Origin of the sequence: Pseudomonas sp. IB20 (assembly GCF_009707325.1) — a bacterium.
Lineage (GTDB): Bacteria > Pseudomonadota > Gammaproteobacteria > Pseudomonadales > Pseudomonadaceae > Aquipseudomonas.
In genome coordinates this window covers 1071504-1094558 of sequence record NZ_CP046103.1, presented here as the reverse complement: position 1 = coordinate 1094558, position 23055 = coordinate 1071504, and the positions used below count along the sequence as shown (strand labels likewise).

At 61.6% G+C, this 23055-nt stretch carries 21 protein-coding genes and 1 pseudogene; 7 read left to right on the top strand and 15 right to left on the bottom strand.

Annotated elements, in window-relative coordinates; all coding sequences use genetic code 11:
* Positions 1-90 precede the first annotated feature (90 nt).
* Entirely contained in the window at positions 91-1602 is a 1512-nt protein-coding gene (locus GJU48_RS05000) for an MFS transporter (RefSeq protein ID WP_094951389.1), read from the top strand.
* A gap of 59 nt (positions 1603-1661) precedes the next feature.
* Here GJU48_RS05000 and GJU48_RS04995 read toward each other — a convergent pair whose 3' ends face one another.
* Both GJU48_RS04995 and GJU48_RS04990 read right to left on the bottom strand, forming a co-directional pair.
* Positions 1662-2072 (bottom strand): HPF/RaiA family ribosome-associated protein, encoded by a 411-nt coding sequence (locus GJU48_RS04995; RefSeq protein WP_094951390.1) that lies wholly within the window; start codon positions 2070-2072, stop codon positions 1662-1664.
* Positions 2073-2285: 213 nt separating this feature from the next.
* Complete coding sequence (locus GJU48_RS04990; RefSeq protein ID WP_094951391.1) at positions 2286-3233, bottom strand: LysR substrate-binding domain-containing protein; 948 nt, start codon at positions 3231-3233, stop codon at positions 2286-2288.
* A gap of 137 nt (positions 3234-3370) precedes the next feature.
* Here GJU48_RS04990 and GJU48_RS04985 point away from each other — a divergent pair, with 137 nt between their 5' ends.
* The 3 genes from GJU48_RS04985 to GJU48_RS04975 all read left to right on the top strand — a co-directional run bounded on the left by GJU48_RS04985 (position 3371) and on the right by GJU48_RS04975 (position 6696).
* Positions 3371-4747 (top strand): L-serine ammonia-lyase, encoded by a 1377-nt coding sequence (locus GJU48_RS04985; RefSeq protein ID WP_094951392.1) that lies wholly within the window; start codon positions 3371-3373, stop codon positions 4745-4747.
* A 61-nt stretch (positions 4748-4808) separates the two neighbouring features.
* Entirely contained in the window at positions 4809-6095 is a 1287-nt protein-coding gene (locus GJU48_RS04980) for a serine/threonine transporter (protein ID WP_094951393.1), read from the top strand.
* Positions 6096-6381: 286 nt separating this feature from the next.
* Positions 6382-6696 carry a DUF3509 domain-containing protein gene (locus tag GJU48_RS04975; RefSeq protein ID WP_094951394.1) on the top strand — a complete coding sequence of 105 codons (315 nt, stop codon included), beginning with the start codon at positions 6382-6384 and terminating at the stop codon, positions 6694-6696.
* On the opposite strand, the gene GJU48_RS04970 is transcribed toward GJU48_RS04975, so the two are convergent.
* On the bottom strand, positions 6693-7181 hold the full coding sequence (locus GJU48_RS04970) for a phosphate-starvation-inducible protein PsiE (protein ID WP_094951395.1): 489 nt from the start codon (positions 7179-7181) through the stop codon (positions 6693-6695). The genes GJU48_RS04975 and GJU48_RS04970 overlap by 4 nt on opposite strands.
* A 430-nt stretch (positions 7182-7611) precedes the next feature.
* Positions 7612-7871: pseudogene (locus GJU48_RS04965) on the bottom strand (DUF6124 family protein).
* A 273-nt stretch (positions 7872-8144) separates the two neighbouring features.
* Here GJU48_RS04965 and GJU48_RS04960 point away from each other — a divergent pair.
* On the top strand, positions 8145-8405 hold the full coding sequence (locus tag GJU48_RS04960; protein WP_003188807.1) for a YebG family protein: 261 nt from the start codon (positions 8145-8147) through the stop codon (positions 8403-8405).
* A gap of 55 nt (positions 8406-8460) precedes the next feature.
* Here the strand turns inward: GJU48_RS04960 and GJU48_RS04955 are convergent, their stop codons facing one another.
* A complete protein-coding gene (locus GJU48_RS04955; protein ID WP_094951396.1) occupies positions 8461-9480 on the bottom strand; it encodes a Leu/Phe/Val dehydrogenase in 1020 nt (339 codons plus the stop codon).
* Between the two features lie 187 nt (positions 9481-9667).
* On the opposite strand from GJU48_RS04955, the gene GJU48_RS04950 reads away from it, so the two are divergent.
* Positions 9668-10471: a SirB1 family protein gene (locus GJU48_RS04950; RefSeq protein WP_094951397.1), complete on the top strand. Its 804-nt coding sequence runs from the start codon at positions 9668-9670 to the stop codon at positions 10469-10471.
* 46 nt (positions 10472-10517) lie between these two features.
* Here GJU48_RS04950 and GJU48_RS04945 read toward each other — a convergent pair whose 3' ends face one another.
* The 4 genes from GJU48_RS04945 to hmgA all read right to left on the bottom strand — a co-directional run bounded on the left by GJU48_RS04945 (position 10518) and on the right by hmgA (position 15239).
* The gene (locus GJU48_RS04945; RefSeq protein ID WP_094951895.1) at positions 10518-11888 is read right to left on the bottom strand and encodes an MFS transporter; all 1371 of its coding nucleotides are present in this window, start codon (positions 11886-11888) and stop codon (positions 10518-10520) included.
* Between the two features lie 120 nt (positions 11889-12008).
* Positions 12009-12653, bottom strand: a complete 645-nt coding sequence (gene maiA / locus GJU48_RS04940) for a maleylacetoacetate isomerase (protein ID WP_094951896.1) — start codon at positions 12651-12653, stop codon at positions 12009-12011.
* A 12-nt stretch (positions 12654-12665) separates the two neighbouring features.
* Positions 12666-13952 (bottom strand): fumarylacetoacetase, encoded by a 1287-nt coding sequence (gene fahA, locus GJU48_RS04935; RefSeq protein ID WP_094951897.1) that lies wholly within the window; start codon positions 13950-13952, stop codon positions 12666-12668.
* Between the two features lie 3 nt (positions 13953-13955).
* On the bottom strand, positions 13956-15239 hold the full coding sequence (gene hmgA, locus GJU48_RS04930; RefSeq protein WP_094951898.1) for a homogentisate 1,2-dioxygenase: 1284 nt from the start codon (positions 15237-15239) through the stop codon (positions 13956-13958).
* Positions 15240-15359: 120 nt separating this feature from the next.
* On the opposite strand from hmgA, the gene GJU48_RS04925 reads away from it, so the two are divergent.
* Positions 15360-16139: an IclR family transcriptional regulator gene (locus GJU48_RS04925; protein WP_094951899.1), complete on the top strand. Its 780-nt coding sequence runs from the start codon at positions 15360-15362 to the stop codon at positions 16137-16139.
* A gap of 1 nt (position 16140) precedes the next feature.
* Here GJU48_RS04925 and dacB read toward each other — a convergent pair whose 3' ends face one another.
* From dacB to GJU48_RS04895, 6 genes are all read right to left on the bottom strand, one after another.
* Positions 16141-17592 (bottom strand): D-alanyl-D-alanine carboxypeptidase/D-alanyl-D-alanine endopeptidase, encoded by a 1452-nt coding sequence (gene dacB, locus GJU48_RS04920; RefSeq protein WP_094951900.1) that lies wholly within the window; start codon positions 17590-17592, stop codon positions 16141-16143.
* Between the two features lie 388 nt (positions 17593-17980).
* Complete coding sequence (locus GJU48_RS04915; RefSeq protein WP_094951901.1) at positions 17981-20401, bottom strand: TonB-dependent siderophore receptor; 2421 nt, start codon at positions 20399-20401, stop codon at positions 17981-17983.
* 83 nt (positions 20402-20484) lie between these two features.
* On the bottom strand, positions 20485-21441 hold the full coding sequence (locus tag GJU48_RS04910) for a glutathione S-transferase family protein (protein ID WP_155295937.1): 957 nt from the start codon (positions 21439-21441) through the stop codon (positions 20485-20487).
* Between the two features lie 76 nt (positions 21442-21517).
* Positions 21518-21793, bottom strand: a complete 276-nt coding sequence (locus GJU48_RS04905) for a GIY-YIG nuclease family protein (protein ID WP_025855645.1) — start codon at positions 21791-21793, stop codon at positions 21518-21520.
* A gap of 36 nt (positions 21794-21829) precedes the next feature.
* Positions 21830-22300, bottom strand: coding sequence for a nuclear transport factor 2 family protein (locus GJU48_RS04900; protein ID WP_094951929.1), 471 nt, complete (start codon positions 22298-22300; stop codon positions 21830-21832).
* A 100-nt stretch (positions 22301-22400) separates the two neighbouring features.
* Positions 22401-23045, bottom strand: coding sequence for a DUF1120 domain-containing protein (locus tag GJU48_RS04895; RefSeq protein ID WP_094951903.1), 645 nt, complete (start codon positions 23043-23045; stop codon positions 22401-22403).
* Between the last annotated feature and the right edge of the window lie 10 nt (positions 23046-23055).

The window sequence follows — 23055 nt, the reverse complement described above, 5'->3', positions numbered from 1 at the left end:
TTGATTCCCTTATCAACGGAAAACTTATCACGAATAAAGAATCTTGTTCCCGTGAGAATAGTGCGCTCACCTAATCGAAAGGAATATCCCATGCCGCCCGCCGCCGCCGTATCGGCCGTCAGCGCACCGCGCACCGCCAAAGATGGCCTGGCCCTCACCGCCGTCTGCCTCGTAGCCCTGATGTTCGGCCTGGAAATTTCCAGCGTGCCGATCATCCTGCCAACCCTGGAACAGCAACTGGGCACGGGCTTCCAAGACGCGCAATGGATCATGAATGCCTACACCCTGGCCTGCACCAGCGTACTGATGGCAGCCGGCACACTGGCCGATCGCTTTGGGCGGCGGCGCATGCTGGTGTTGTGCCTGTGGCTGTTTGGCTTGGCCTCGCTGGCGTGTGGCTTGGCGAACGATGCGCCCACGCTGATCGCGGCGCGGTTTGTCCAGGGCGTGGGGGCCGGGGCAATGATGATCTGCCAGTTCGCGATTCTGTCGCACCAGTTCCGTGAGCCGGCAGCGCGGGCTCGGGCCTTTGCGATATGGGGCGTGATCGCAGGTGTGGGCCTGGGCTTTGGGCCGATGGTGGGGGCGTTGATCCTGGCGGTCGCGGACTGGCGCTGGGTGTTCCTGGTGCATGTGCCGCTGACCTTGCTGACACTCGTGCTGCTACGCATCAGCGTGCAAGAGTCCCGTGACCCGGCCGGCCATCGCCTCGACATCGCCGGCATGCTGACCCTGACGCTGTCGGTGTTCGCGCTGGTTTACTTCATCACCCAGGGCAGCGAGAACGGCTTTGGCACGCCGGCCATGCTTGGCTGGGCAGGCTTGTCGTTGGCCGGGCTGCTGTTGTTCATCACTGTCGAGCGACGCAGCGCGCACCCGATGTTCGATTTCTCGGTGTTCCGCATCCAGCGCTTCAACGGCGCGCTGATGGGCTCGATCGGCATGAATTTCAGCTTCTGGCCGTTCATGATCTACCTGCCGCTCTACTTCCAGGCGGGCCTGGGCTACGACACGCTGACCACCGGCGGCGCCCTACTCGCCTACACCTTGCCGACCTTATTGGTGCCGCCGCTGGCCGAGCGCCTGGCCCTGCGCTACGGCGCCGAGCGCATCATTCCTTTGGGCCTGGGCATGATGGGCGCGGGGTTTATCGTCATGGCGGCGATCAATACGGCCGAGCAGCCAACCATCGTATGGGTACTGCTCAGTTGCGTGATAACCGGCGTCGGGTTGGCGCTGACCAACTCACCGACCACCAACACCACCACCGGCTCCGTCTCGGCCGACCGCGCGGGCATGGCCTCAGGCATTGACCTCAGCGCGCGGCTGATCACCTTGGCGCTCAACATCGCGCTGATGGGCCTGGTGTTGTTGCTGGGCATCAGCCATCACCTTTCCAGCCTGCTGCCCCAAACTTCGGCGCTGGACTGGCCCGCGATCAGCCAGAACATTGCGGCAGGCAAGCTGGACGCGTTGGTGCTGCCCCCCGCAGATGCCCGGGCGGCGCTGCGCCAGGGTGCCGGTTGGGCCATGCTCTTTGCAGGCCTTGGCGCGGGCGGGTTGGCGATGTTGAGTGGGTATTTCTTCCGACGCGGGCGGTAAACGAAAACGGGCCTGCAGATGCAGGCCCGTTTGATTGGGGTTGAAAAAACACTCAGCTATCAGCTGTTAAGCGCAGCCTGTTCGTTTTCCAGAAATTCCTCTTCGAGCTCGGCCTCGTCGACCTTGGTATTAGGCAATGCTTGCCCGGCGGCGCGTGGTTTGCCGCGTAATTTGCCGTAAAGATGTTCCAGCGCATGCTCAAGCTTGGTAGCTGCGCCATCAATCGCCTGTTCCAGGGTATCGGCCTTATGCAGGACCGACAGTGGTTGATGGCCTTTTGGCCGCGCTTCCAGGCGGCAACTTAGATCGTGGGGACCGGGCTTGTCGCCATTCTCATCCTTCAGGTAGACCTCGACGCGGGTCAGGTCTTCTTCATAACGTTCGAGCGTGCTCTCAATGGTAGTACGTACCCACTCCTCCAGTCGGATGCTGCTTTCAATATGGTTATCGCTATTGACTTGGATTTGCATAGTTCTTCCCTTATTTCAGCTAGCTCGCGGGAGGTCACAAACTGCAACACCGGGGTGGTGAAACCATGACCTCTTGACTACACAATTGAGCAGTCAGAAGAACATTTCAAGCCCTTTGCAAAGATAAATCCCACATTACAAATTAAGTCTGACGAAGAGCAAAAACGCTGTTAGGGTGGGGAGTTAGTTACATCTTCTTACGCCCTGCGAACCTCATAATTGCCCCTCTCCCAACGGGTGCAATCCGCGAAAAATCCCCGCTTCCTCCACCAGCCAGTCATGTACCGCGCGTACGCCCGGATGGCTCAGTGCGCCCGGCGCATACAGCAGCACGTAGCGTTTGTGATTGGGCACGGCCAGGCCGAACGGCACGATCAAGGTGCCACGCTCCAACTCATCATTGAGCAAAGTGCGCCGCGCGATGGCCACGCCCATGCCGGCGATGGCGGCTTCGATGGTCAGGTGGTTGCGGTTGAAGGTGTGGCCGCGCCGTACGTCGGCCTGGTGGTAGCCGATGGCATTCAGGTAAAACTCCCACTCGGCGTATTCATAACTCCCACGCCAGGCGGTGATGTCGTGCAGCAGCGGAAAATGCACCAGGTCGGCCGGGCCATGCAGTGGCGGGCGGCCGCGCAACAGGCTGGGGGCGCACACCGGAAAAATCTGCTCATCGAGCAGGGCTGTGGATAACAGGCCGGGGTAGCTGCCGTCGTTCAAGTCGATGGCCAAGTCGAAGTCGCCTTCGTGCAGCGCGATGCTGCTGTCTTCGGCGACCATGCGCAGCTGGATATCCGGAAAGCGTTGCTGCAAACGCGGCAAACGCGGGGTCAGCCATTTGCCGAGAAACGACGGGATTGAGCGCAGGCGCAAGGTACCGCTGATCATCCCCGCGTCCAGCCGCTGCAACTCCGCATCGATGCTGCCGTAAGCCTCCCCCACCGTCGCCGCCAGCCGTTGCCCCTCGGCACTCAACTCCACACCGCGCGCACGCCGATGGAACAGCCGGAAACCCAAACGCTCCTCCAGCTGGCGGATTTGCTGGCTCACCGCCCCCGGCGTGATGTGCAGTTCTTCGGCGCAGCGGGTGAACGACAAATGCCGCGCAGCGCAGGAAAAAACGTGCAGCCAGACGTAGGTCTGACCATGAAGGGGCCGGGTCATAGAGTTTAGTCCTGCTAAAGGGTGTCTTAGGATAATTCGTTGGTCAGTGCCGATCCAGAGGCTCAGTATCGCGCCAATTCCGCCTGCTCTACAAAACATGGCAGCGATTTCTACTCCATTGCTTGTAAGGCTTTAGCATGGCTATCAGTGTTTTCGATCTATTCAAGGTGGGCATCGGCCCTTCCAGCTCCCATACCGTCGGCCCGATGCGGGCGGCGGCGACCTTTGCCCAGGCACTCACCGACCAAGATTTACTGAGTGACACGCGCCGTGTCGAGGTGCGCCTGTACGGCTCGCTGTCCGCCACCGGCGTGGGCCATGCCACCGACCGCGCCTGCGTGATGGGCCTGATGGGTGAATGGCCAGACAAAGTCGACCCCACCTCGATCAACGCACGTATCCAGCAATTGCGCGAATCCGGCCAACTGTTGCTCGCGGGCACACAGGAAATTGCCTTCAACTGGCACACCGACCTCCTGCTGCTGGACGAAAGCCTGCCCTACCACCCCAACGCCATGTCCCTGCACGCCTATGGCGACAATGGGTTGCTGAGCGAACAAACCTATTACTCGGTAGGCGGCGGTTTCATCATCGAGGCGGCCGAAGCAGCTTCCGGTATCGCGCCGACCAGCGATGTTGAATTGCCCTACGACTTTTCCAGCGCCGTCGAACTGCTGGCCTTGTGCAACAAGCACGGCTTGCGGGTTTCCGAGCTGATGATGGCCAACGAACGCGCGTGGCGCAGCGACGAAGACATCCGCAGCGGTTTGCTGCATATCTGGTCGGTGATGCGCGAATGCGTGGAGCAAGGCCTGCGCGATGAAGGCATCTTGCCCGGAGGCCTGGATGTGCCACGCCGAGCGGCGAAATTGCACCGCAGCCTGTTGGAAATCGGCAAGCCCAACGTAATCACCTCGACCTTGTCGGCGATGGAATGGGTCAACCTGTTCGCCCTCGCCGTCAACGAAGAAAACGCCGCCGGCGGGCGCATGGTCACCGCACCCACCAATGGTGCGGCAGGCATCATCCCGGCGGTGCTGCATTACTACATGAAGTTCAACCCGGACGCGTCTGACGACGACGTGGTCAATTTCTTCCTGGCAGCCGCCGCTGTCGGCATCCTCTGCAAGAAAAACGCCTCGATCTCCGGCGCCGAAGTCGGCTGCCAGGGCGAAGTGGGTTCAGCCTGCGCCATGGCCGCCGCCGGCCTGGCCGATATCCTCGGCGCCACCCCGGAACAACTGGAAAACGCCGCCGAAATCGGCCTGGAACACAACCTCGGCCTGACCTGTGACCCGGTCGGCGGCTTGGTGCAAGTGCCGTGCATCGAGCGCAACGCCATCGCTGCGGTCAAGGCGATCAACGCCACGCAAATGGCCCTGCGCGGTGACGGCAAACACTTCATTTCCCTCGACCGGGTGATCCGCACCATGCGCGATACCGGCGCCGATATGCATGACAAATACAAAGAAACTTCACGGGGCGGCCTGGCGGTCAGCTGGGTGGAGTGCTGATCGGAGCACCTCTACCCGCCCCAACGTGAGCCCGCGCAAAAATAATAACGAGGCAATATCGATGACCGATGTACGTACACCTGCTGCCGAAAATCCTGCTATAGCAACAACCGTGACCAAAGGCTGGACCAAACACGACACCACCTGGATGCTCGGCCTCTACGGCACGGCCATCGGCGCAGGCACCTTGTTCCTGCCGATCAATGCCGGCGTCGGCGGCTTCTGGCCACTGATCGTGCTGGCACTGCTGGCCTTCCCTATGACCTTCTTCGCTCACCGTGGGCTGACGCGCTTTGTGCTGTCAGGCAAATCCGGCGACATCACCGACGTGGTCGAAGAACACTTCGGCGTCGGCGCCGGCAAGCTGATCACCCTGCTGTACTTCTTCGCCATCTTCCCGATTCTGCTGGTGTACAGCGTGGCGCTGACCAACACCTTGAGCAGCTTCATGGAACACCAACTGCACATGGCCCCGCCGCCGCGGGCGATCCTGTCGCTGGTGCTGATCCTCGGCCTGATGGCCATTGTGCGCTGCGGCCAGGGCGTGATCGTCAAAGCCATGAGCGTGCTGGTGTACCCGTTCGTCGCCGCCCTGCTGTTGCTGGCCGTGAGCCTGATCCCCAACTGGAACGGCGCGTTCTTCGCCTCCGCCAGCGAAGGCATGCCGCTGCCGGCTTTCTTCAAGACCTTGTGGCTGGCGATCCCGGTGATGGTGTTTTCGTTCAACCACTCGCCGATCATCTCCGCCTTCGCCGTCGACCAGAAGCGCGTATACGGCGCCCAGGCCGAGCGCAAAAGCACCGGCATCCTCGCCACCGCCCACGGCATGATGGTGCTGACGGTGATGTTCTTCTGCTTCAGCTGCGTGCTGGCCCTGTCGCCAGCTGACTTGGCGGCTGCCAAGGCGCAGAACATTTCGATCCTGTCGTACCTGGCCAACCACTTCCAGACCCCGGTGATCGCCTACGCCGCGCCGTTGATTGCGCTGGTGGCAATCACCAAATCCTTCCTCGGCCACTACATCGGTGCCAGCGAAGGCTTCCAGGGTTTGATCGTCAAATCCCTGCGTGGGCGTAACCGCTCAATGTCGTCCAAAGGGCTGGAACGCTGCACCGCGTTGTTCATGGTGCTGACCTGCTGGGCCGTGGCCACTTTCAACCCAAGCATCCTGGGCATGATCGAAACCCTGGGCGGGCCGATCATTGCGTGCCTGTTGTTCCTGATGCCGATGTATGCGATTCGCCGCGTGCCCTCTCTGCGCCAGTACTCGGGCCAGGTGTCGAATGTATTTGTGGTGGTGATCGGGCTAATTGCGCTGTCTGCGATCGTTTTCTCTGTGTTGCCCTGAAATAGCCCACAACACCAATCCAATGTGGAAGCGGGCTTGCCCGCGATAGTGGTCTGTCAGCCAGAAATTATTAAGCTGATCCACCGCAATCGCGGGCAAGCCCGCCCCCACAGGGGTTAGAAACAGTCAGATAGGTCGCCATACGGCACGCCCTTTGCTGTACAGCCTATGAGGCAAACGGACTTTGTGAACCCTCAGCGACGGAGTGGCCGGTGGTCAGGCAATGCGAACTATTCCAGACACCGGTCGTCAATGAATGCATGTTCTTATCAGGCGGTAACGCACCATGGACAATCCTTTTCAGATCATCACCGACACCTTCACGCCTAAATACCGCGTCAACCTAAGCATCCAACGGCTGGATGGCAGCATCATGCTCACCCTCTCGAATGAGGACGGCGTGGTTGCCAAACGCATGATCAGCGCCGAACAACGCAACGACCCGCAACGGCTCAAACGGCTGGTGCAAAGTATTCAGTTCGGCATCGCCATCGAGCAGGGCCACAGCGCCATGGAAATCCTGGCGGTGATGACGGACGGCGACCACAAGCTCCTGCAGCGACCGCCCGCCCACACCCTGCCCTTCAGCGTCGGGCTTTAAAGCTCGCCCTTCTCGGTCTCCAGGCTCGCCTCGCCTTTGCGACGCGGGCCTTCGACTTTCACCGAGGGGAACGCCGACGAAGCGTAGCGCACGACCAGAATCGCAAACGCCAACAGCAGAATGCCGCCGCACAGGTAGATGATGCCGATGTCCGGCGGGTTGTGGTGGGACACGTTGGAGATCAGCAGGCGCGTCAGCGCAGTGATCGCCACGTAGATCAGGAAGCGCACCGGCATGTGGTTGGTCTTGAAATAAATCCCGACCATTGCGCCCAGTTCCAAGTAGATGAACAGCAGCAAGATGTCATCGATCTTGATGTGCCCGGTTTCCAGCATTCCCAAAAATTCCATCACCGCCGCCCAGGCGGTCACCGCACCAATGGCGAACAACGCCAGGTAGTGGAACGTCTCGACAAACAGATTGCCCAGCGACTCAGCCAGCCCATGGACATTTTGACGCAGCTTTTCGGCCCAGTTGAATTTCACGATGATGCTTCCTTAGGTCGGCTCGACCGGATAATGCGGGTTGGACGTAACGGGTGTTCTGCATGCAGAAAAAAGGCCAGAGGCAGGTATAAGATGATGGCGACGTGACGTGAGGCACAGGGTGACAACACAACTTGCTCCCGTTGGGCCGGGCTGACGCTCCAGCGCGTAGCGCCCCTAAAACCTGCAAATGGGTTTTAACTGGAAGAATACCTTCGCCTGAATTGGGGCTGCCTCGCAGCCCAACGCGAGCAAGCTCGCTCGCCACAGTTGACAACACTTGCTCCCGTTGGGCCGGGCTGACGCTCCAGCGCGTAGCGCCCCTAAAACCTGCAAATGGGTTTTAACTGGAAGAATACCTTCGCCTGAATTGGGGCTGCCTCGCAGCCCAACGCGAGCAAGCTCGCTCGCCACAGTTACGCGCTTTGCCTCAGGCGGGTGCGACTTGCTCCAGCGCTCGGTCGACTAATAAGCCGCCCATTTCGACCAGTTGGTGAATCGCCAAGACCAGGCTTCGCTGTGGGCCTTCAAGGTCGAATGCCAGCATATTGGCCATTTCACGGCGCTGCTTAGGGTTTCGCTGGCGTTTGCCAGAAGGGTTTCTGTGTCCACTGTAGGTGTGACGCTGAATAGCGTGACGGGCGGCTCGGAATTCAAAGCATCGGCGGTACGGTGAGTATTGTTTTCCATGTTGCGGCTCCGGTATTAATCAAGAAAGTTCTCTTTTTCGTGTTCGAGCCGCCAAGCTCGGCCCCGCGATGCAAGGCCCGGAGAAGGTAAGCCACCGTAGGATTACTCGGCAACCTCAGCGTGTTGTCAGAAATTTCCGTTCTAGCAAACCCCTATTTCCCAACTACATTAAAAAACTGCTACCCAAACCCCGTGGTTTGGCTTACCCTTTTAGCTGTATATAAATACAGTAGTCGCAAAAGACAACTATCGTGAAGGCATGTGAGGTGGTGAATGGCCGTCGAAGTGGTATACCGCAGCAGCCGAGATCTGGAGCGTTTGTTCATGGATAAAGCCGAAGCTGACCGTCATGACAAGATGCTTGAGCTCGCTGAGTTGCTGGCTGAAGTGTTGCAAAAAGCCGTGCCGTCCCTGAGCGAGCAACAGGTGGAGGAAGCCGGGATCTACATGGCGAAGAACCGCGATGTATTTGCCAAGGCGTTCAAGAGCCAGCCGGACGCGCTGTCCGAGTTGCTGAACCCGGCAGCGGAATAAAGCCCGAATTGAACAGGCCCTGAATCATTGATTCAGGGCCTTTTTAATGCCTGGCTTATGGGTAGAGCAGGCGTTCGGCCAGCTCATCCGCCACCCGTGCGGGGGAGCGTTTTTCGGCTTGGGCGTGGGCGAAGATTTCCGTCAGGCGTGTGCCGATGTTGGACAGATGGGCGGTGATACCTGCCAACTCCGCGCCGCTGTGTTTGAGGGCGACGTAGATCAGGCCGCCGGAGTTGATCACGTAGTCCGGGGCGTAAAGGATGCCGCGCCCCTCCAACTGGTCGGCGATGTCCAGGTTGGTCAGTTGCGCGCTGGCGGAACCGGCCACGGCGGCGCAGCGCAGTTGGCCGACGCTGTGGCGATTGAACACGGCGCCGACGCCGCAAGGCGCGAGGATGTCGCACGGGGTGCTGAGCAAGGCGTCGTTGGCGATGGGGTGCGCGCCGAATTGCTCCATGGCCAATTGCACTTTGCCGTGGTCAATGTCGCTGACCAGCAGTTCGGCGCCAGCGGCGTGCAGTTGCTCGGCCAGGGCGTAACCGACATTGCCCAGGCCCTGGACGGCCACGCGCAAGCCTTCGAGGTTGTCACTGCCCAGGCGCGCCATGGCAGCGGCGCGGATGCCGGTGAACACGCCCATGGCGGCATGGGGCGCCGGGTCGCCGGCGGCGGTGGTGCTGGTGACGAAGCGGGTGTGCTGGGCGATGCAGTCCATGTCGGCGACCGAGGTGCCACTGTCGATGGCAGTGATGAAACGGCCGTCGAGTTTTTCGATGCAGCGGCCAAACGCTTCAAACAGTGCCGCACGGCTCTCCACATGCACGGGGCGGATGATCACTGCCGTGCCGCCGCCCACCGGCAAACCGGCCAGGGCGGCTTTGTAGCTCATGCCTTGGGCCAGGCGCGCGGCATCGGCCACGGCACTTTCATCGTCGGGGTAGGCGAGGTAACGGCAACCGCCCAAGGCAGGTCCCAGGCGGCTGTTGTGGATGGCGATGACCGCCTTCAGCCCGGTCGCCGGGTCGATGCTCAGGTGCAGCGATTCAAGGCGGGTGCTGTGCATGAGAGCAAACATCGTCGGGCTCCCGAATCACTTCTGGTAGAGGCCCAAGTATAGGCTTACGCCAGGAAACTGCCGAAGTGCACTGGAATAAGCCGCCCGATTTCACAGCCCCAGCGACATAAGCAGGTCGGATATTGCTTAAGTCACTGGACGAAAATTCACCGCAAGGCTAAAACAGGGGCATCCGTCGGAGAATGCAATGAATCCCCGCACAGCCTTTTTCGCCTGCCTGGACCGTTCCCCCCCTGCGCTGTTTGAAGCGGCGCTGTGGATTGCTGCCGAGCATGACCCGGCCGTGCAGCCGCAGGTGATCCTGCAAGACCTCACCGTGCTGCAGCAACAGGTCAGCGTGGGCATGCCCATGTTGCCGGCGGATGAACTCGGCCAGCCGCTGCTGCGGCGCCTGAATGACCTGGGGTTCGCCCAGGACGACTTCACCCCCCTGCGCCCCGCCGCCGCCCTGCTCGACAAGGTGCTGCAGCGCAAACGCGGGCAGCCGCTGGCGATGGGGCTGATCGCGCTGGAGATGGCGCGGCGCCTGGATATCCCGATGGCGGGCGTGAACTTCCCGGGGCATTTCCTGCTGCGGGTGCCCGGTGCCGATCACCTGCTGGACCCGTGCGGTGGGCGGCGTTTGTACCCCAATGACTGCCGCGAGTTGCTGCACCGTCAGTACGGGCCGAATCTGAAGTTGCAGGCCGACCATCTGCTCAGCGCCGAACCACGCTCGATCCTGCAACGCTTGTCACGCAACCTGCGCCAGTTGCACCTCTCCAACGATAACCCATTGGCCGCTCTGGTCGATGCCGAACGTGTGTTGGAGCTGGGCAATGCCAGCGCCGCCGACTACCTGGCGCGGGCCAGTCTGTACCAGCGCCTGGATTGCCCAAGCGCCGAGCGCTTTGACCTGGAACACGCCTTGTTGCTCAGCGAAGACCCGATCCAGCGCCTGCGCCTGACCGAGCGGCTGGGGCACCTGCCGCCCAACTCAGTGGTGCATTAATGGGGTGGGAGCTGGCTTGCCTGCTAGCCATTTGATTCGCGTTGAATCAGTGATTGGCCGGCGCTTTGAGAATATCGCTGTGCAGCGGGTCCTTCGGCGCATTTGAGCCAGGCGAACGCACTTGAATGATCAACAACGCGGCGATCACCGCCGGAATCGCGCAGAAGAAGAAAATCTGCTCCACCGGAATATGCATTGCCAGCAACAGGCTGCCAAACAGCGGCCCCAGGATTGAACCAAATCGCCCCACTCCGAGCGCCCAGCCGGTACCGGTGGCGCGCACGTGCGCCGGGTAGAAATTACTGGCGAACGCATTGAGGGTCAGCTGGCCGCCGATAATGCAGAACCCGGCGGCGAACACACAGGCCACCAGATAGCGCGGATTATCGTGGTTCAAGCCGAGCAGAACGGTGCACACCGCAGCCGCCGCCAACACACCGGACAGTAGCCGCACTTTGCTTTTCAGGCGGTCGGCAAACCAGGCCATGCCAATGGCGCCCAAGGTGCCGGCAAACAGGAACATTGAGGTCACCAGATTGGCTTCCTTCAATTCCAGGCCGCTTTCCAGCAGCAGCGACGGCAACCAGCTGATCATGAAATACAGCAGGATCAGGCTGACAAAAAACGTCGCCCAGATCAGCAGGGTCGGGCGCGCGTAGCCGTTGCGGAACAGCTCCACCACCGTGAGTTTGCTGCCTTGTTCCTGGCGGTTTTCGGCCTCGCTCGCCGGCGGCGGTTGCCAGTCGGGCAGCATGCGCGCCGTGACTGTGCGCAACCGCGTATATGGCGATGCATCGCGCAGCAGGCGCGGCAGCGACTCAGGCAGCCGCCACACCAGGAAAGGAAACAGCAGCAACGGCGTCACACCACCGGCCAGGAAGACCGCCTGCCACCCGTAGCCTTCGATAAACCCCGCCGCCACGAAACCGCCCGCTGCGCCGCCGAATGAGAAACCACAGGCTGCCAACGTCACCATCAAGGTGCGCATGCGGGGCGGCGAATAGTCCGACATCAGCGCCATGGCGCTCGGCATCGCGCCGCCCATGCCGATGCCGCAGATAAACCGCGCGGCCATCAGGCTGGTCAGGGAATTGGCGAACACCATCAGTACCGTGAGGCTTGCGTAGATCAACACGCAGCCGAGCAAAATACGTCGCACGCCGAACCGGTCGGCCAGCGGCGTTACCAGCAATGAGCCCAACGTCAGGCCCAGCAGGTTGGCGCTGAACACGGGGCCGAACGCAGCTTTTTCCAGGCTCCAATCCTTGGCCAATGCCGGCACCACATAACCCAGCACCTGGGCATCATAGCCATCGGTTACCAGCAGCAACGCCAGCAACAGGAGGATCAACCACTGGTAGCGCGACACCGGACGGGCGTCGAGTGCCGCGCGAAAGCTGGCAATCTGATTGTGCATCGCAAGGTACCTGTTATTTTTATAAGGATGACGCCGATCAACTGTGGGCGCTGGCTTGCCAGCTCCCACATTGATTTAGGGTGTGAGATCTGGCGCTGGCTTGCCAGCTCCCACATTGATTTAGGGTGTGGCAGGGGTATCGGGTTGATTAGCCGGATGCGCCTGCACAAATGCCGGATGCTGCGCCGCCAACGCCGCTACCCGCCCGATGCGCGGGTACGCCGCCAGCGGCACTTTGAAGCGCTCCGCCGCGTACAGCTGCGGAATCAGAAACGCATCCGCCAGCCCCGGCTGTTCGCCAAAGCAATAACCCTTATCCCCGATCAACTGCTCCACGGCGCCCAAGCCCTGGCTGATCCAGTGCCCGATCCATTCGACCACGTGCGCCTCATCGTGCCCCCACTGGCGCAGCAGGTTCTGGGTGCTGGAGTTGTGCAGCGGATGGATATCGCAGCCGATAATCGACGCCACCGCACGCTCATGGGCGCGGGTCGCCAGGTCTTTGGACAGCAGCGGCGCCTGTGGATAACGCTCCTCCAGGTACTCGATGATTGCCGGCGACTGAATCAACAGTTCGCCGTCATCCGTACGCAAGGCCGGCACCCGACCTTGGGGGTTAATCGCCAGGTATTCAGGCTGGTGGTTGGCACCGCCCGGTGGCACCAGCAGGTTGACTGGCACTGCGGTGAAATCCAGCCCCTTGAGCGCCAGCGCGATACGCACCCGGTAGGACGAGGTAGAGCGGTAGTACGTGTAGAGTTCCATCGCCCTGCCCTCTTAGCGTGCCGCGACCACGGTGCCACGGCATTCGCCGAAGCCGATGGAGGCAAACCCTTCGCGGCTGCAACGCGCACGCAGGATGATTTCGTCGCCGTCTTCGAGGAACTTACGCACCTCGCCGGAGGCCAATTCAATCGGCTTTTTACCGCCTTCGGTGATCTCCAGCAGGCTGCCGAACTGCCCCGGCTGCGGCCCGGACAAGGTGCCCGAACCGAACAAGTCACCGGCCTGCAATTGGCAACCGTTGACGCTGTGGTGCGCAACCATTTGCGCCACGGTCCAGTACATGTGCTGGGTATTGCTCAGGGTCAGGCGATGTTCCGGCAGGTTTTGCTCACGCATCGCGGCGGTGCTCAGCAACACTTCCAGTTCGATATCAAAGCCGCCGGCCGCCTGGTCACGCGTGTCCAGCAGGTACGGCAGCGGTTGTGGATCGCCCTGCGGACGCGCCGGTTGCGCTTTACGGAACGGTTCCAGCGCTTCGGCCGTCACCACCCATGGCGAGACGCTGGTGATGAAGCTTTTCGACAGGAACGGCCCCAACGGCTGGTATTCCCAAGCCTGGATATCCCGCGCCGACCAGTCGTTGAGCAGGCAGAAACCGGCGATGTGCTCGGCGGCGTCGCCAATCGCAATCGAGTCGCCCATGGCATTGCCCTGGCCGATCCAGATGCCCAGTTCCAATTCGTAATCCAGGCGCGCGCAGGGGCCGAAGGTTGGCTCGGTCTGGCCGGCCGGCAGGGTCTGGCCTTTAGGGCGACGTACCTCGGTGCCCGAGGGGCGAATGGTTGAGGCGCGGCCGTGATAGCCAATCGGCACGTATTTGTAGTTGGGCAGCAAGGGGTTGTCGGGGCGGAACAGTTTGCCGACGTTTTGCGCATGTTCGATGCCGACGTAGAAGTCGGTGTAGTCGCTGATTTTTGCCGGCAGGTGCATCTGGCAATCAACGGCGCGGTGCAGCACCTGCGCGTCACGGGTTTGCAGCTTGCTGCCTTCGGCGAGCAACTCCAGCAGGCGTTCGCGCAAGGCCACACGCGGGCCACGGCCGAGTTCGAAAAAGGCGTTCAGTTGGCCGCCAACGGTGGCTTCGACAGCGCGACGCGCCTCACCGTCAAACTCGTCCAGGGCAGCATGCAGGTCGAGGATCGCGTCGCCAATCGCTACGCCGCTGCGCGGTGCCGAGCCGTTGATGCTGAACACGCCCAGCGGCAGGTTCTGCAGGGGAAAATCGCGGTGACCGTTGGCGGAGGTCACCCAGCTGCGGGTTGGCATGGGTTGAGTCATCGGTTATCTCCGGTTCGGGTTGAAGGTGGCGGGCAGCGAGGCCCAGCACGCGTCGTAAGAGGGTTGCAGTTGCGGGCATTCCAGGGCGAACTGAGTCGGGCGCAGCACTTGGCTGGTCTCGAACATGAAGGCCATGGTGTTATCGATCTTGTGCGGCGCCAGTTCCACGTTGATGGCCTTGGTGCACGTCTCACCGTCCGGGCCGTGGGCGCTCATGCAGCTGTGCAGCGACGCGCCGCCAGGCAGGAAGCCTTCGGCCTTGGCATCGTAGGCGCCCAGGATCAGGCCCATGTATTCGTTCATCAGGTTGCGGTGAAACCACGGCGGACGGAAGGTGTTTTCGGCGACCATCCAGCGCGGCGGGAAAATCACAAAGTCGAGGTTGGCCAAGCCGTGCACGCTGGTGGGCGAGGTCAATACGGTGAAGATCGACGGGTCCGGGTGATCGAAACTCACCGTACCGAGGGTGTTGAAACGGCGCAGGTCGTATTTGTACGGCACGTTATTGCCGTGCCAGGCGACCACGTTCAGCGGGGAATGGTCCAGCTCGCAGGCCCACAGTTCGCCGAGGAACTTCTGCACCAGCGTTGTCGGTTTTTTGTGGTCTTCATAGTGGGCCACCGGGGTGAGGAAGTCGCGCGGGTTGGCCAGGCCGTTGCTGCCGATCGGCCCCAGGTCCGGCAGGCGCAGTGGCGCGCCGTGGTTTTCCGCGACGTAGCCGCGCGCTTGGGCGTCCAGCAGTTCGACGCGGAATTTCAGGCCACGCGGCAGCACCACGATTTCCAGCGGCGCCACTTCCAGCACACCCAACTCGGTGGCGATGCGCAGCCGGCCCTGCTCCGGCACGATCAACAGTTCGCCATCGGCGTTGAAGAACACGCGCTCCATCGAGCGGTTGGCGCGGTAGTTGTAAATGCTGATACCTGAGGGGTTTTCCGACCCCGAGTTGGCGACCATGCCTACGAGCCCGTCGATAAAGTCCGTTGCCTCGGCGGGAATATCCAATGGGTTCCAGCGCAACCGATTCGGCGTCACCGCGCCCAACGGCCCACCGGCCAACTGCCGCTCAAGCTTGACGAACGCCGGGTGATTGGCCGACGGCTGAATGCGGTACAGCCAGGTGCGGCGGGCTTCGCTGCGCACCATGGTGAAGGCAGTGCCGGAGAACAGCTCGGTGTACAGGCCGTAAGGGGCTTTTTGCGGGGAGTTCTGGCCGACGGGCAGCGCGCCAGGCAGGGCTTCACTGGCGAATTCATTGCCGAAGCCCGATTGGTATTCGAGGTGCATGGATCATCCTCTGAGCGGAAGTTGTTTTTATCGTAATCCAGTTACGCATAACGTAATTTGATCACTATCGACCGTCAAGCTATAAAGACGCCCATTCATCTCTCGGATTCTCGCCCTTCCATGGAAAAGCCCCGCGACACCGGTAAACAGAAAGTCCGCTCGGCCGAAGTCGGCACCGACATCCTCAAGGCCCTTGCGCAACTGTCCCCGGCCACTTCGCTGTCGCGCCTGGCCGAGCATGTGCAGATGCCAGCCAGCAAGGTCCACCGCTATTTGCAGGCGCTGATTGCCTCAGGCTTTGCTGAACAGAATACCGCCACCAACCACTATGGCCTGGGCCGCGAAGCATTGCGTGTGGGCCTGGCCGCGCTGGGCAGCATGGATGTGTTGAAGGTCGGTGCCCTGCCCCTGGCGGAGTTGCGCGATGAACTGAATGAAACCTGCTTTTTGGCGGTGTGGGGCAACCAGGGCGCGACCGTGGTGCACATCGAGCCTGCGGTGCGCGCGATCACCGTGGTCACACAATTGGGCTCGGTGTTGCCGCTGCTCAGCTCGTCCACCGGGCTGGTGTTCAGTGCTTACCTGCCATCGCGGGAAACCGTGGAATTGCGCGAGCGTGAGATTCAGGCCGGTATCGCCCATGCGCTGGCGGACGATCAGGCGTATGCCACCGCCTGTGAACAGATCCGCAGCCGTGGCCTGCACTTTGTGCATGGTTTGCTGATGCCCGGCGTCGATGCGTTGTCGGCGCCGGTGTTCAACGCGGTCGGGCACGTGGCGGCGGTGATGACCGTGGTCGGCCCCACTTCACTGTTCCATGCCGACGAGGATGGCCCGGCGGCGCAGCGCTTGCTGGCGGCGACCCGGGCCGTGAGTTGGCGCATGGGCTATCAGCCCTGAATCAATCGCCCCAGCGTGACAGGGCCACCGCCACGCGGTTCTCCAAGGCCTTCACCTGCGCGCCGGCGACCACGTAGTTGTTGCTGAGCATCGAGAACACCAGCTGGCGCCCATGGGCGTCGGTGATGTAGCCGCTCAAGGACGACACGCCGCCCATGGAGCCGGTCTTGGCGTGCAGGTTGTTTTCAGCCGGCGTGCCGCGCAGGCGATAACTCAGGCTGCCGCCGGTCATGCGGTCGGTGTTGCCGGCAATCGGCAGCGCGTTGTACCAGGCGTTGAACCACGGCTGTTTGCTCACGGCCAGCAGCAGGTCGGTGAGGGTTTGCGCCGACACCAGGTTCTGCCGCGACAGGCCGGAACCGTCGACCTGCTTCAGCGTCGCGGTATCCACACCCTGGCGCTTGAGAAACCCGGCCACTGCCATCGCCCCCGCCGTCGCTGTGCCGCTATTCGCGGTCTGGCGGCCCATGGCCTTGAGCAACGCTTCGGACATGTTGTTGTTCGAGAGTTTAAGCAGCGGCGTGATCAGTTCCTGCAACGGCGCCGATTGATGCTCGGCCAGCACGGTCACGCCGGCCGGGCTGGTAGCCCCCATCACTCGACGGCCCAGCACGGTGATGCCCTGCTGCTTGAGGGCTTGTTCAAACAGATTGGCCACCAGTTGCGTCGGTTCCCAGACGCTGACCAGTTGTGGGCTCTGCCGGCCCGGTGCCACGGCGCCGCTGAGCTGCAGCAGGTTGGTGCCGTGGCGGCGGTTGATGCCATAGGTGTTACCCGGCCCACTGACGGCGCGGTTGCTCAATTGCAGGTAGTCGGTGGGCGGGAAGATCTCGACGTTCACAGGCACGCCGACGCGCACCGGCGCCTTGGCCGTGACCAGCACACTGCCTGCATCAAAATCCGAATTGGGGGACACGGTCAGCGCTGAAATCTGCGCGCCGTAGTAGGTGGTTTCATCGTCATGGGACCAATCGACGCCCAGCCGCTCGGCGTCAAACCAGGTGTCGTCGAATACCAGATCGCCTTGCACCTGGCGAACGCCTTGGCTGGCCAGTTGCGCCGCCAGGGCCTGGTAGTCGGCGAACTGAATGGTCGGGTCGCCCAGGCCGCGCAGGTAGAGGTTGCCGGTCAGGCGATCGCCCTGGCGTATGCCGTTGCTCAGCAGTTGCGTGGCGAACCGGTATTGCGGCCCCAATACGTCCATCGCTGCGGCGGTGGTCAGTAGTTTGAGGTTGGAGGCGGGCACCAGCCGGGTGCGTGGGTTGTGTTGGTAAAGCGTGTTGCCGCTGCGCGCGTCACGCACCATTAGCGACACCGTGGCGCCCTGCAGCGCCGGGTCGGCCAGCAATTGATCAAGGGCGTTGGAGGTCGGCGAAACACTCGCGCAGCCGCCCAGTAAAAAGCTCAAGCCCACCAACAGGGTGCTGGTGTGTATCCATCTGCCCAACTGCATCAGTACCGTTTTCCCGCAAAGTCTTCAGTGGCGGCAACGCTACCAGCTCCTTACCTTTGTGGCGAGCGGGGGCTGTCGTGGCGAGCGGGCTTGCCACAACAAGCCCCGCTTTACACATTAAAACTGAAGGCHATGGGCGTGTGGCGAGCGGGCTTGCCCTAATGCCGTTCAGTTAAGCGCAGATCCCCTGTGGGAGCGGCGGTGCGACGATTCGACTTGCCCGCGAAAGCGGTGGGTCAGTCAACATCCATGTTTGCTGGGCCGACGTCATCGCGGGCAAGCCCGCTCCCACATTTATTTTTCAGCAACGCTACCAGCTCCTTACCTTTGTGGCGAGCGGGGGCTGTCGTGGCGAGCGGGCTTGCCACAACAAGCCCCGCTTTACACATTAAAACTGAAGCGTACTGGACACCGACACCTGCCGCGCATCACCCAGCGACACAAACACCCGGCTCGCGGCGGAGGCGTAGTAAGTGCGATCAAACAGGTTCTTCACATTGAGCTGGAACTTGACCTTCTGGCCTTCGATCTTGGTGTCATAGGTGGCAAACGCGTCTGCAACGGTATAGCCGGGCAGGTTGAAGTCGTTGGCGGCATCGCCAGCGCGTTCGCCGACATAACGGGCGCCCGCGCCAACCCGCAGTTGATCACCCCCGAACACATTGCCGAAGTCGTAGACCGCCGAGAGAGAGCCGGTGTGTTTGGCCACGTTTTGCAGGCGGTTACCCTCAAGTGTCGGGTCTTTGTCCTTGATGTCTTCGGCATCGGTGAAGGCGTAGCTGCCGATCACGCTCCATTGGTCGGTCAACTGGCCGGTGGCGTCCAACTCCAGGCCACGGGAACGCACTTGGCCAGCAATGCTGTAAATGGTGTTCGCCCCCGAACCCACCGACACCAACACGTTGCGTTTATCGATATTGAACAACGCCGCGCTGGCGGTAATCCGCCCAGGAATGTCGAGTTTGGCCCCCAATTCCCAAGACTTGGATTCCTCCGGTGTGAGGTCGCCGGTCAAGGTGCTGCCATCGGCCAACGCGGCAATGGTGGAGTTGGGTTTGAACGACTCGGTGTAGCTGCCGTAGAACGACAACTCATCCGTGTAGCGGTACACCAGGCCGGCACGCGGCACCCAGGCTTGGCCATTGCCGTTGGTGTTGGCCTTGAATGGCACACCTTTACCGGCGTATTGGTCGTACATCTGATAGCGCACGCCGCCCACCAGGATCCACTGATCGGTCAGGTGAATGGCGTCCTGGAAGAACAGTGAGTCGCTGCGCAGCAGGTCGGTCTGAGCGCTGTCCTTGGCGCTGACGGTGGTGCCTTGCACATCCTTGCCGTAGACCGGGTTGAGGTAGCTAAAGGCACTGCGTTGCGACTGGCGGATCAGGTCGGCGCGATAGATCTTGCGGTACTCATCGTCCAGGCCGAATACCAGATCATGCTGCATGCCACCGACGTTCACCTTGCCCTCCAGGCTCATCGTGGTGAAGCGGTCGGTGGTCAACGCGCCCCGGGTGCCGTCCATACTGCGGGTCAGGGTGCCGTTGGGGTTCACCGAAACAATGCGCACTTGGCTGGCGTCGTAGGTCTCGCGGTTCCAGCTGTAGCCGAAATGCGCCTTCCAGTCGTCGTTCAGGTCGTGGTCGACTTCCAGGCGGTACAGGTCGGAGCGGCCCTCCATGTTGTTGAAGGGTTCATCCAAGCGACGGGTCGTGGGGATGTTCAGCGGGCGGTTGGTCTTGGGGTCGATGGCGGTACCACGGTCGAACGGCGAGAGGAATTCGCGGTGTTCATAGGCGAACACCACCTGGGTGGTGTCGCCGTACCAGGCCAGGGACGGTGCCACCAGCGTTTCGCGGTGGGTGCCGAAATTGCGCCAGTAATCTTCGTCTTCATGGTCAACGATCAGGCGATACGCCAAGCCGCTGTCGCCAATCGGGCCCGTGGTATCAAGGTTGCCGCCGCTGCCGTTCTTGCCACCACCAAAGGTCGAGCCGCGCGCGGTCAGGGAAGTGGACTGCACCAGCTCGGGCTTTTTGCTGACGATATTGACCACGCCACCTGGGTCCTGAATACCGTAAAGCAGTGAGGACGGGCCTTTGAGCACTTCGACGCGCTCGGCGGTGGCGTTCAAGGCACGGCCCTGCACCACCGGCATGCCGTCTTTCATAATCGAGCCGTTACGGTTATCGCCAAAGCCGCGCAGCATCACCGCGTCCTGGGTGCTGGCCAAGGTGTTGGCCTGGGTGATGCCGCTGATATTGGCGAGGGCGTCATCCAGGTTGCGCGGGGTCTGGTCGCGCAGCACTTGGGCGGGCACTACGTTGACGGTTTGCGGGGTTTCCAGCAGCAGGCCATGGGAGCGCATCACCGAGCTGGTGGGCGGTGGCTGGTAGCTGGTGCTGTCCTGGGTCTGGCCGGCGCCGCTGATGGTGGTGGCGCCGAGGTTGACCGCGCCGTCGGTGGGCACGGGCTCCAGGGCCAGGGTGCGGGCGTCGATCTGGCGGAAGGTAAAGCCTGAGTGACCGAGCAGGCGTTGCAGGGCCTGGGTCGCGCTCATCTGCCCGCTGACCGCCGGGGCGCTGAGGCCGTAGGGCGCTTCGTCGGTGTAGATCACGCTGATGCCGGTGACCCGGCTGAAATCACTCAGGGCCTGGGGCAGCGGTTTGGCCGCCAGGGCAAAGTTGAACTGGGCGCTTTGCTGCTCCTGCGCGCGCGCCACGCCAAGGGGCAGCAACGCCAGCCCCGACACCGCCAATACCGAGGCTCCCAGCCACTGTTTTACCCAACCGCCCGCCGTCGATTTCATGCTGTGAGAACCCGTGTAGAAAACGCTGTTAATGCGAATAGATCGCAGTTTCAAGCACTACACGGATGGGCGGTGGATTTACCTCACCTTTGTTTGCAAATATTTTTATCACGCTGAATGCGGAAACCCAGGCGCGGAAAGTGCACATGCACGGCGCCGCCGCGCTCGTCGGTGCGCCGCAGGATCAGCTCTTCGTGCCCGGCAAACAGCAGCTCGCCGGCCACCAGGTCGGTGCCGTAGTCGGTGGCGCAAATGCTGACTTGCTGGCCGGGCTTGAAGCCGTTCAAGTCTTCGAACTGTTCATCCGGCAAGGCCGCAGGTGTCGCGTTACGCGCCACTTCCAGGGCTTGCTCGGCGCTCATCTCACTGGCGGTGCCATGGCCGAAGCTCAGCACCCGGTTCAGCCAGGTGGCGACGGCCGGATAGGCATCCACCCACGGCGCCGTCACCGACGAGCCTTTGAGGAACCACAACGGGTGCGCCAGGGCAAAGTCGGCAATCGACGGCTCCCCGAACAGGAAGTCGCCCGCCTGGTGCTGCAATTGCTGATCGATGCGGCTGATGATCGTCGGCCATTGATGCTTGGCGAGGTCCAATTGCACGCGGGCGGCAGTGCCGCCGCTGAACAATTTGGCGCGGTCAGCCACCAGCACTTCCAGCATCTGCGGCGGCACCTTGGCGAACTTGACGGCCAGGGATTCGGGTTGGAACACCAGTGCGACGGCATGCGAGAACACCAACGAATCGGCCCAGGCGGCGAAGCTTTGGGTGACCAGCTCCAGGCCTTGAGGAAACAGCGCCGGTGTGGACTTTTCCTGCTCCAGGCGGCGGGCGATCAAGGCGGTGTCGCAGTAGATATCGGCGCCGACTTGCAGCACCGGCGTCTTGCGGTAGCCGCCGGTCAGCGCGATCAGGTTCGGTTTAGGCATTACCGGCGAGATAAATACCGAGCGCCAGGACAAGCCTTTGAAACCCAGCAGCAGGCGGGCTTTTTCAGCGAAGGGGGACTGCGGGTAGTGGTGCAGGATCAACTCAGACATGCTTGGCTCCGCTCAAGTCAGTGAGCCGCTAGCTTAGCCCGCAACACTCAGCGCGGGGGCGATGGGAACCCATCAGTCAAATCAATGAGCCACTCGCCGCCAGGCACTCCTTGGCGCTTTTCTTCAACTTTTTGATCAGCCGTTCCTGGCGCAGCGCCTCGCCCTTGCTCGCGCATTGCTCGGTGTATACCAACGCCACGGCCGGGCTGGACAGGAAGAACCGCGCACCCTTGCCGCTCTGGTGCGAGGCAAAACGGCGCACCGGGTCATTGCTGATGCCGCAATACAGCGAGCCATTGGCGGCGCGCACCAGGTAGACGAACCAGGGTTTGGGTTCAGGAAGATCAGTCACAGGTCATTTCGGCAAACCAGAGGAGCGCCAATCTTATCAACGACTGGCCTGGAATGCCTTCAAGCCTTTGAGCGCCTGGGCGCGTACGGCGTTTTTCAGCGCCGGCGACCAGCCCAGCAGCAGCCCCTTGAGGCCCAACGCCTGGCGCGACCAGCGCCACAGGTCGAAGTGGTCGTGGTGCTCGCAGATCTTGCCGTCGCGAAACACGAACCGCGCACCGATATCGTTGACCACGGTATTGCCGGTGGCGCTGAACAAGTAGGTCGCCACCCAGTGCGCGCTGCCGGTGGCTTCATCGCTGCGCACATGGTCGAACGTCAGGGAAAAGTCCTTGGCGCGGGTGGTCAGCATGCGCCACATGTCCCCGGCATCGCGCCCGCGCAGCTCGCCGAACGCCGGGTCGCTGAACAGCACATCGTCGGTGTAACAGGCTGCCATCGCTTCAGCATCCAGCCGCTGGAAGGCACTGTAAAACTCGGTGATCAGGGCGTTGTGGGCATCACTCATGGGCAGGTTTCGCACGATGGTCAGGGGTGCTGAACGATAGTCCGCGCCACGCCGGAAAGCCATGGCTATTCGCCACGGGAATGAGTGATGCCCGGCGGGGTTACAGGTACTTGACCTCCAGGGTGGCGCTGCCGTCTATCTTTGTTTCTTCAGCCGATGGCAGATACTGCTTACGCGTGAGGGTTGTGCTCACGACGACATCGACTTTGAAGGCCGTCATTGTCAAGGGCGTAAGCCCTGCGCTACTCGGGTCTCTGACGGTGCGCCTGAACCCCGGCTGCCAGACCGCATTGTTGGCCTCCAACCACGTATCACTGCCCTCCCAGGATTCGATCAGGCTACCGACTTGACCATCGGCGGTAGCATTGGCCATTTTCAATTGGTACCGACCGATCTTTTGACCGTTGCTCGCCAAGTTCAAACCAAAACTTGACGTATCCCCTCCCCCATTCGTAGACGTCGCGGTACCGGGGCGGTTATCCGTAATTTTAACGGCCATCATCATCGGCCCATTACAGCTAACCTCCAACTGCAGCGTTGCGTCTGGCAGTTCTTTCTCGTTCGCAGGGAACTCCTGAAGCGAGATTTTTCCGTAATCCACCACCCCGTTATTGGACAAGATTGGCGTACAGGCCGAGGGTGTGATCACACCGACGACACCGAGATCCACGCTGGACGCGGCCATCACATTTGAAACACCGGCCAGCAATAATGCGGCGGAAATAAGTACACGAGACGCTTGCATTCACTGCTCA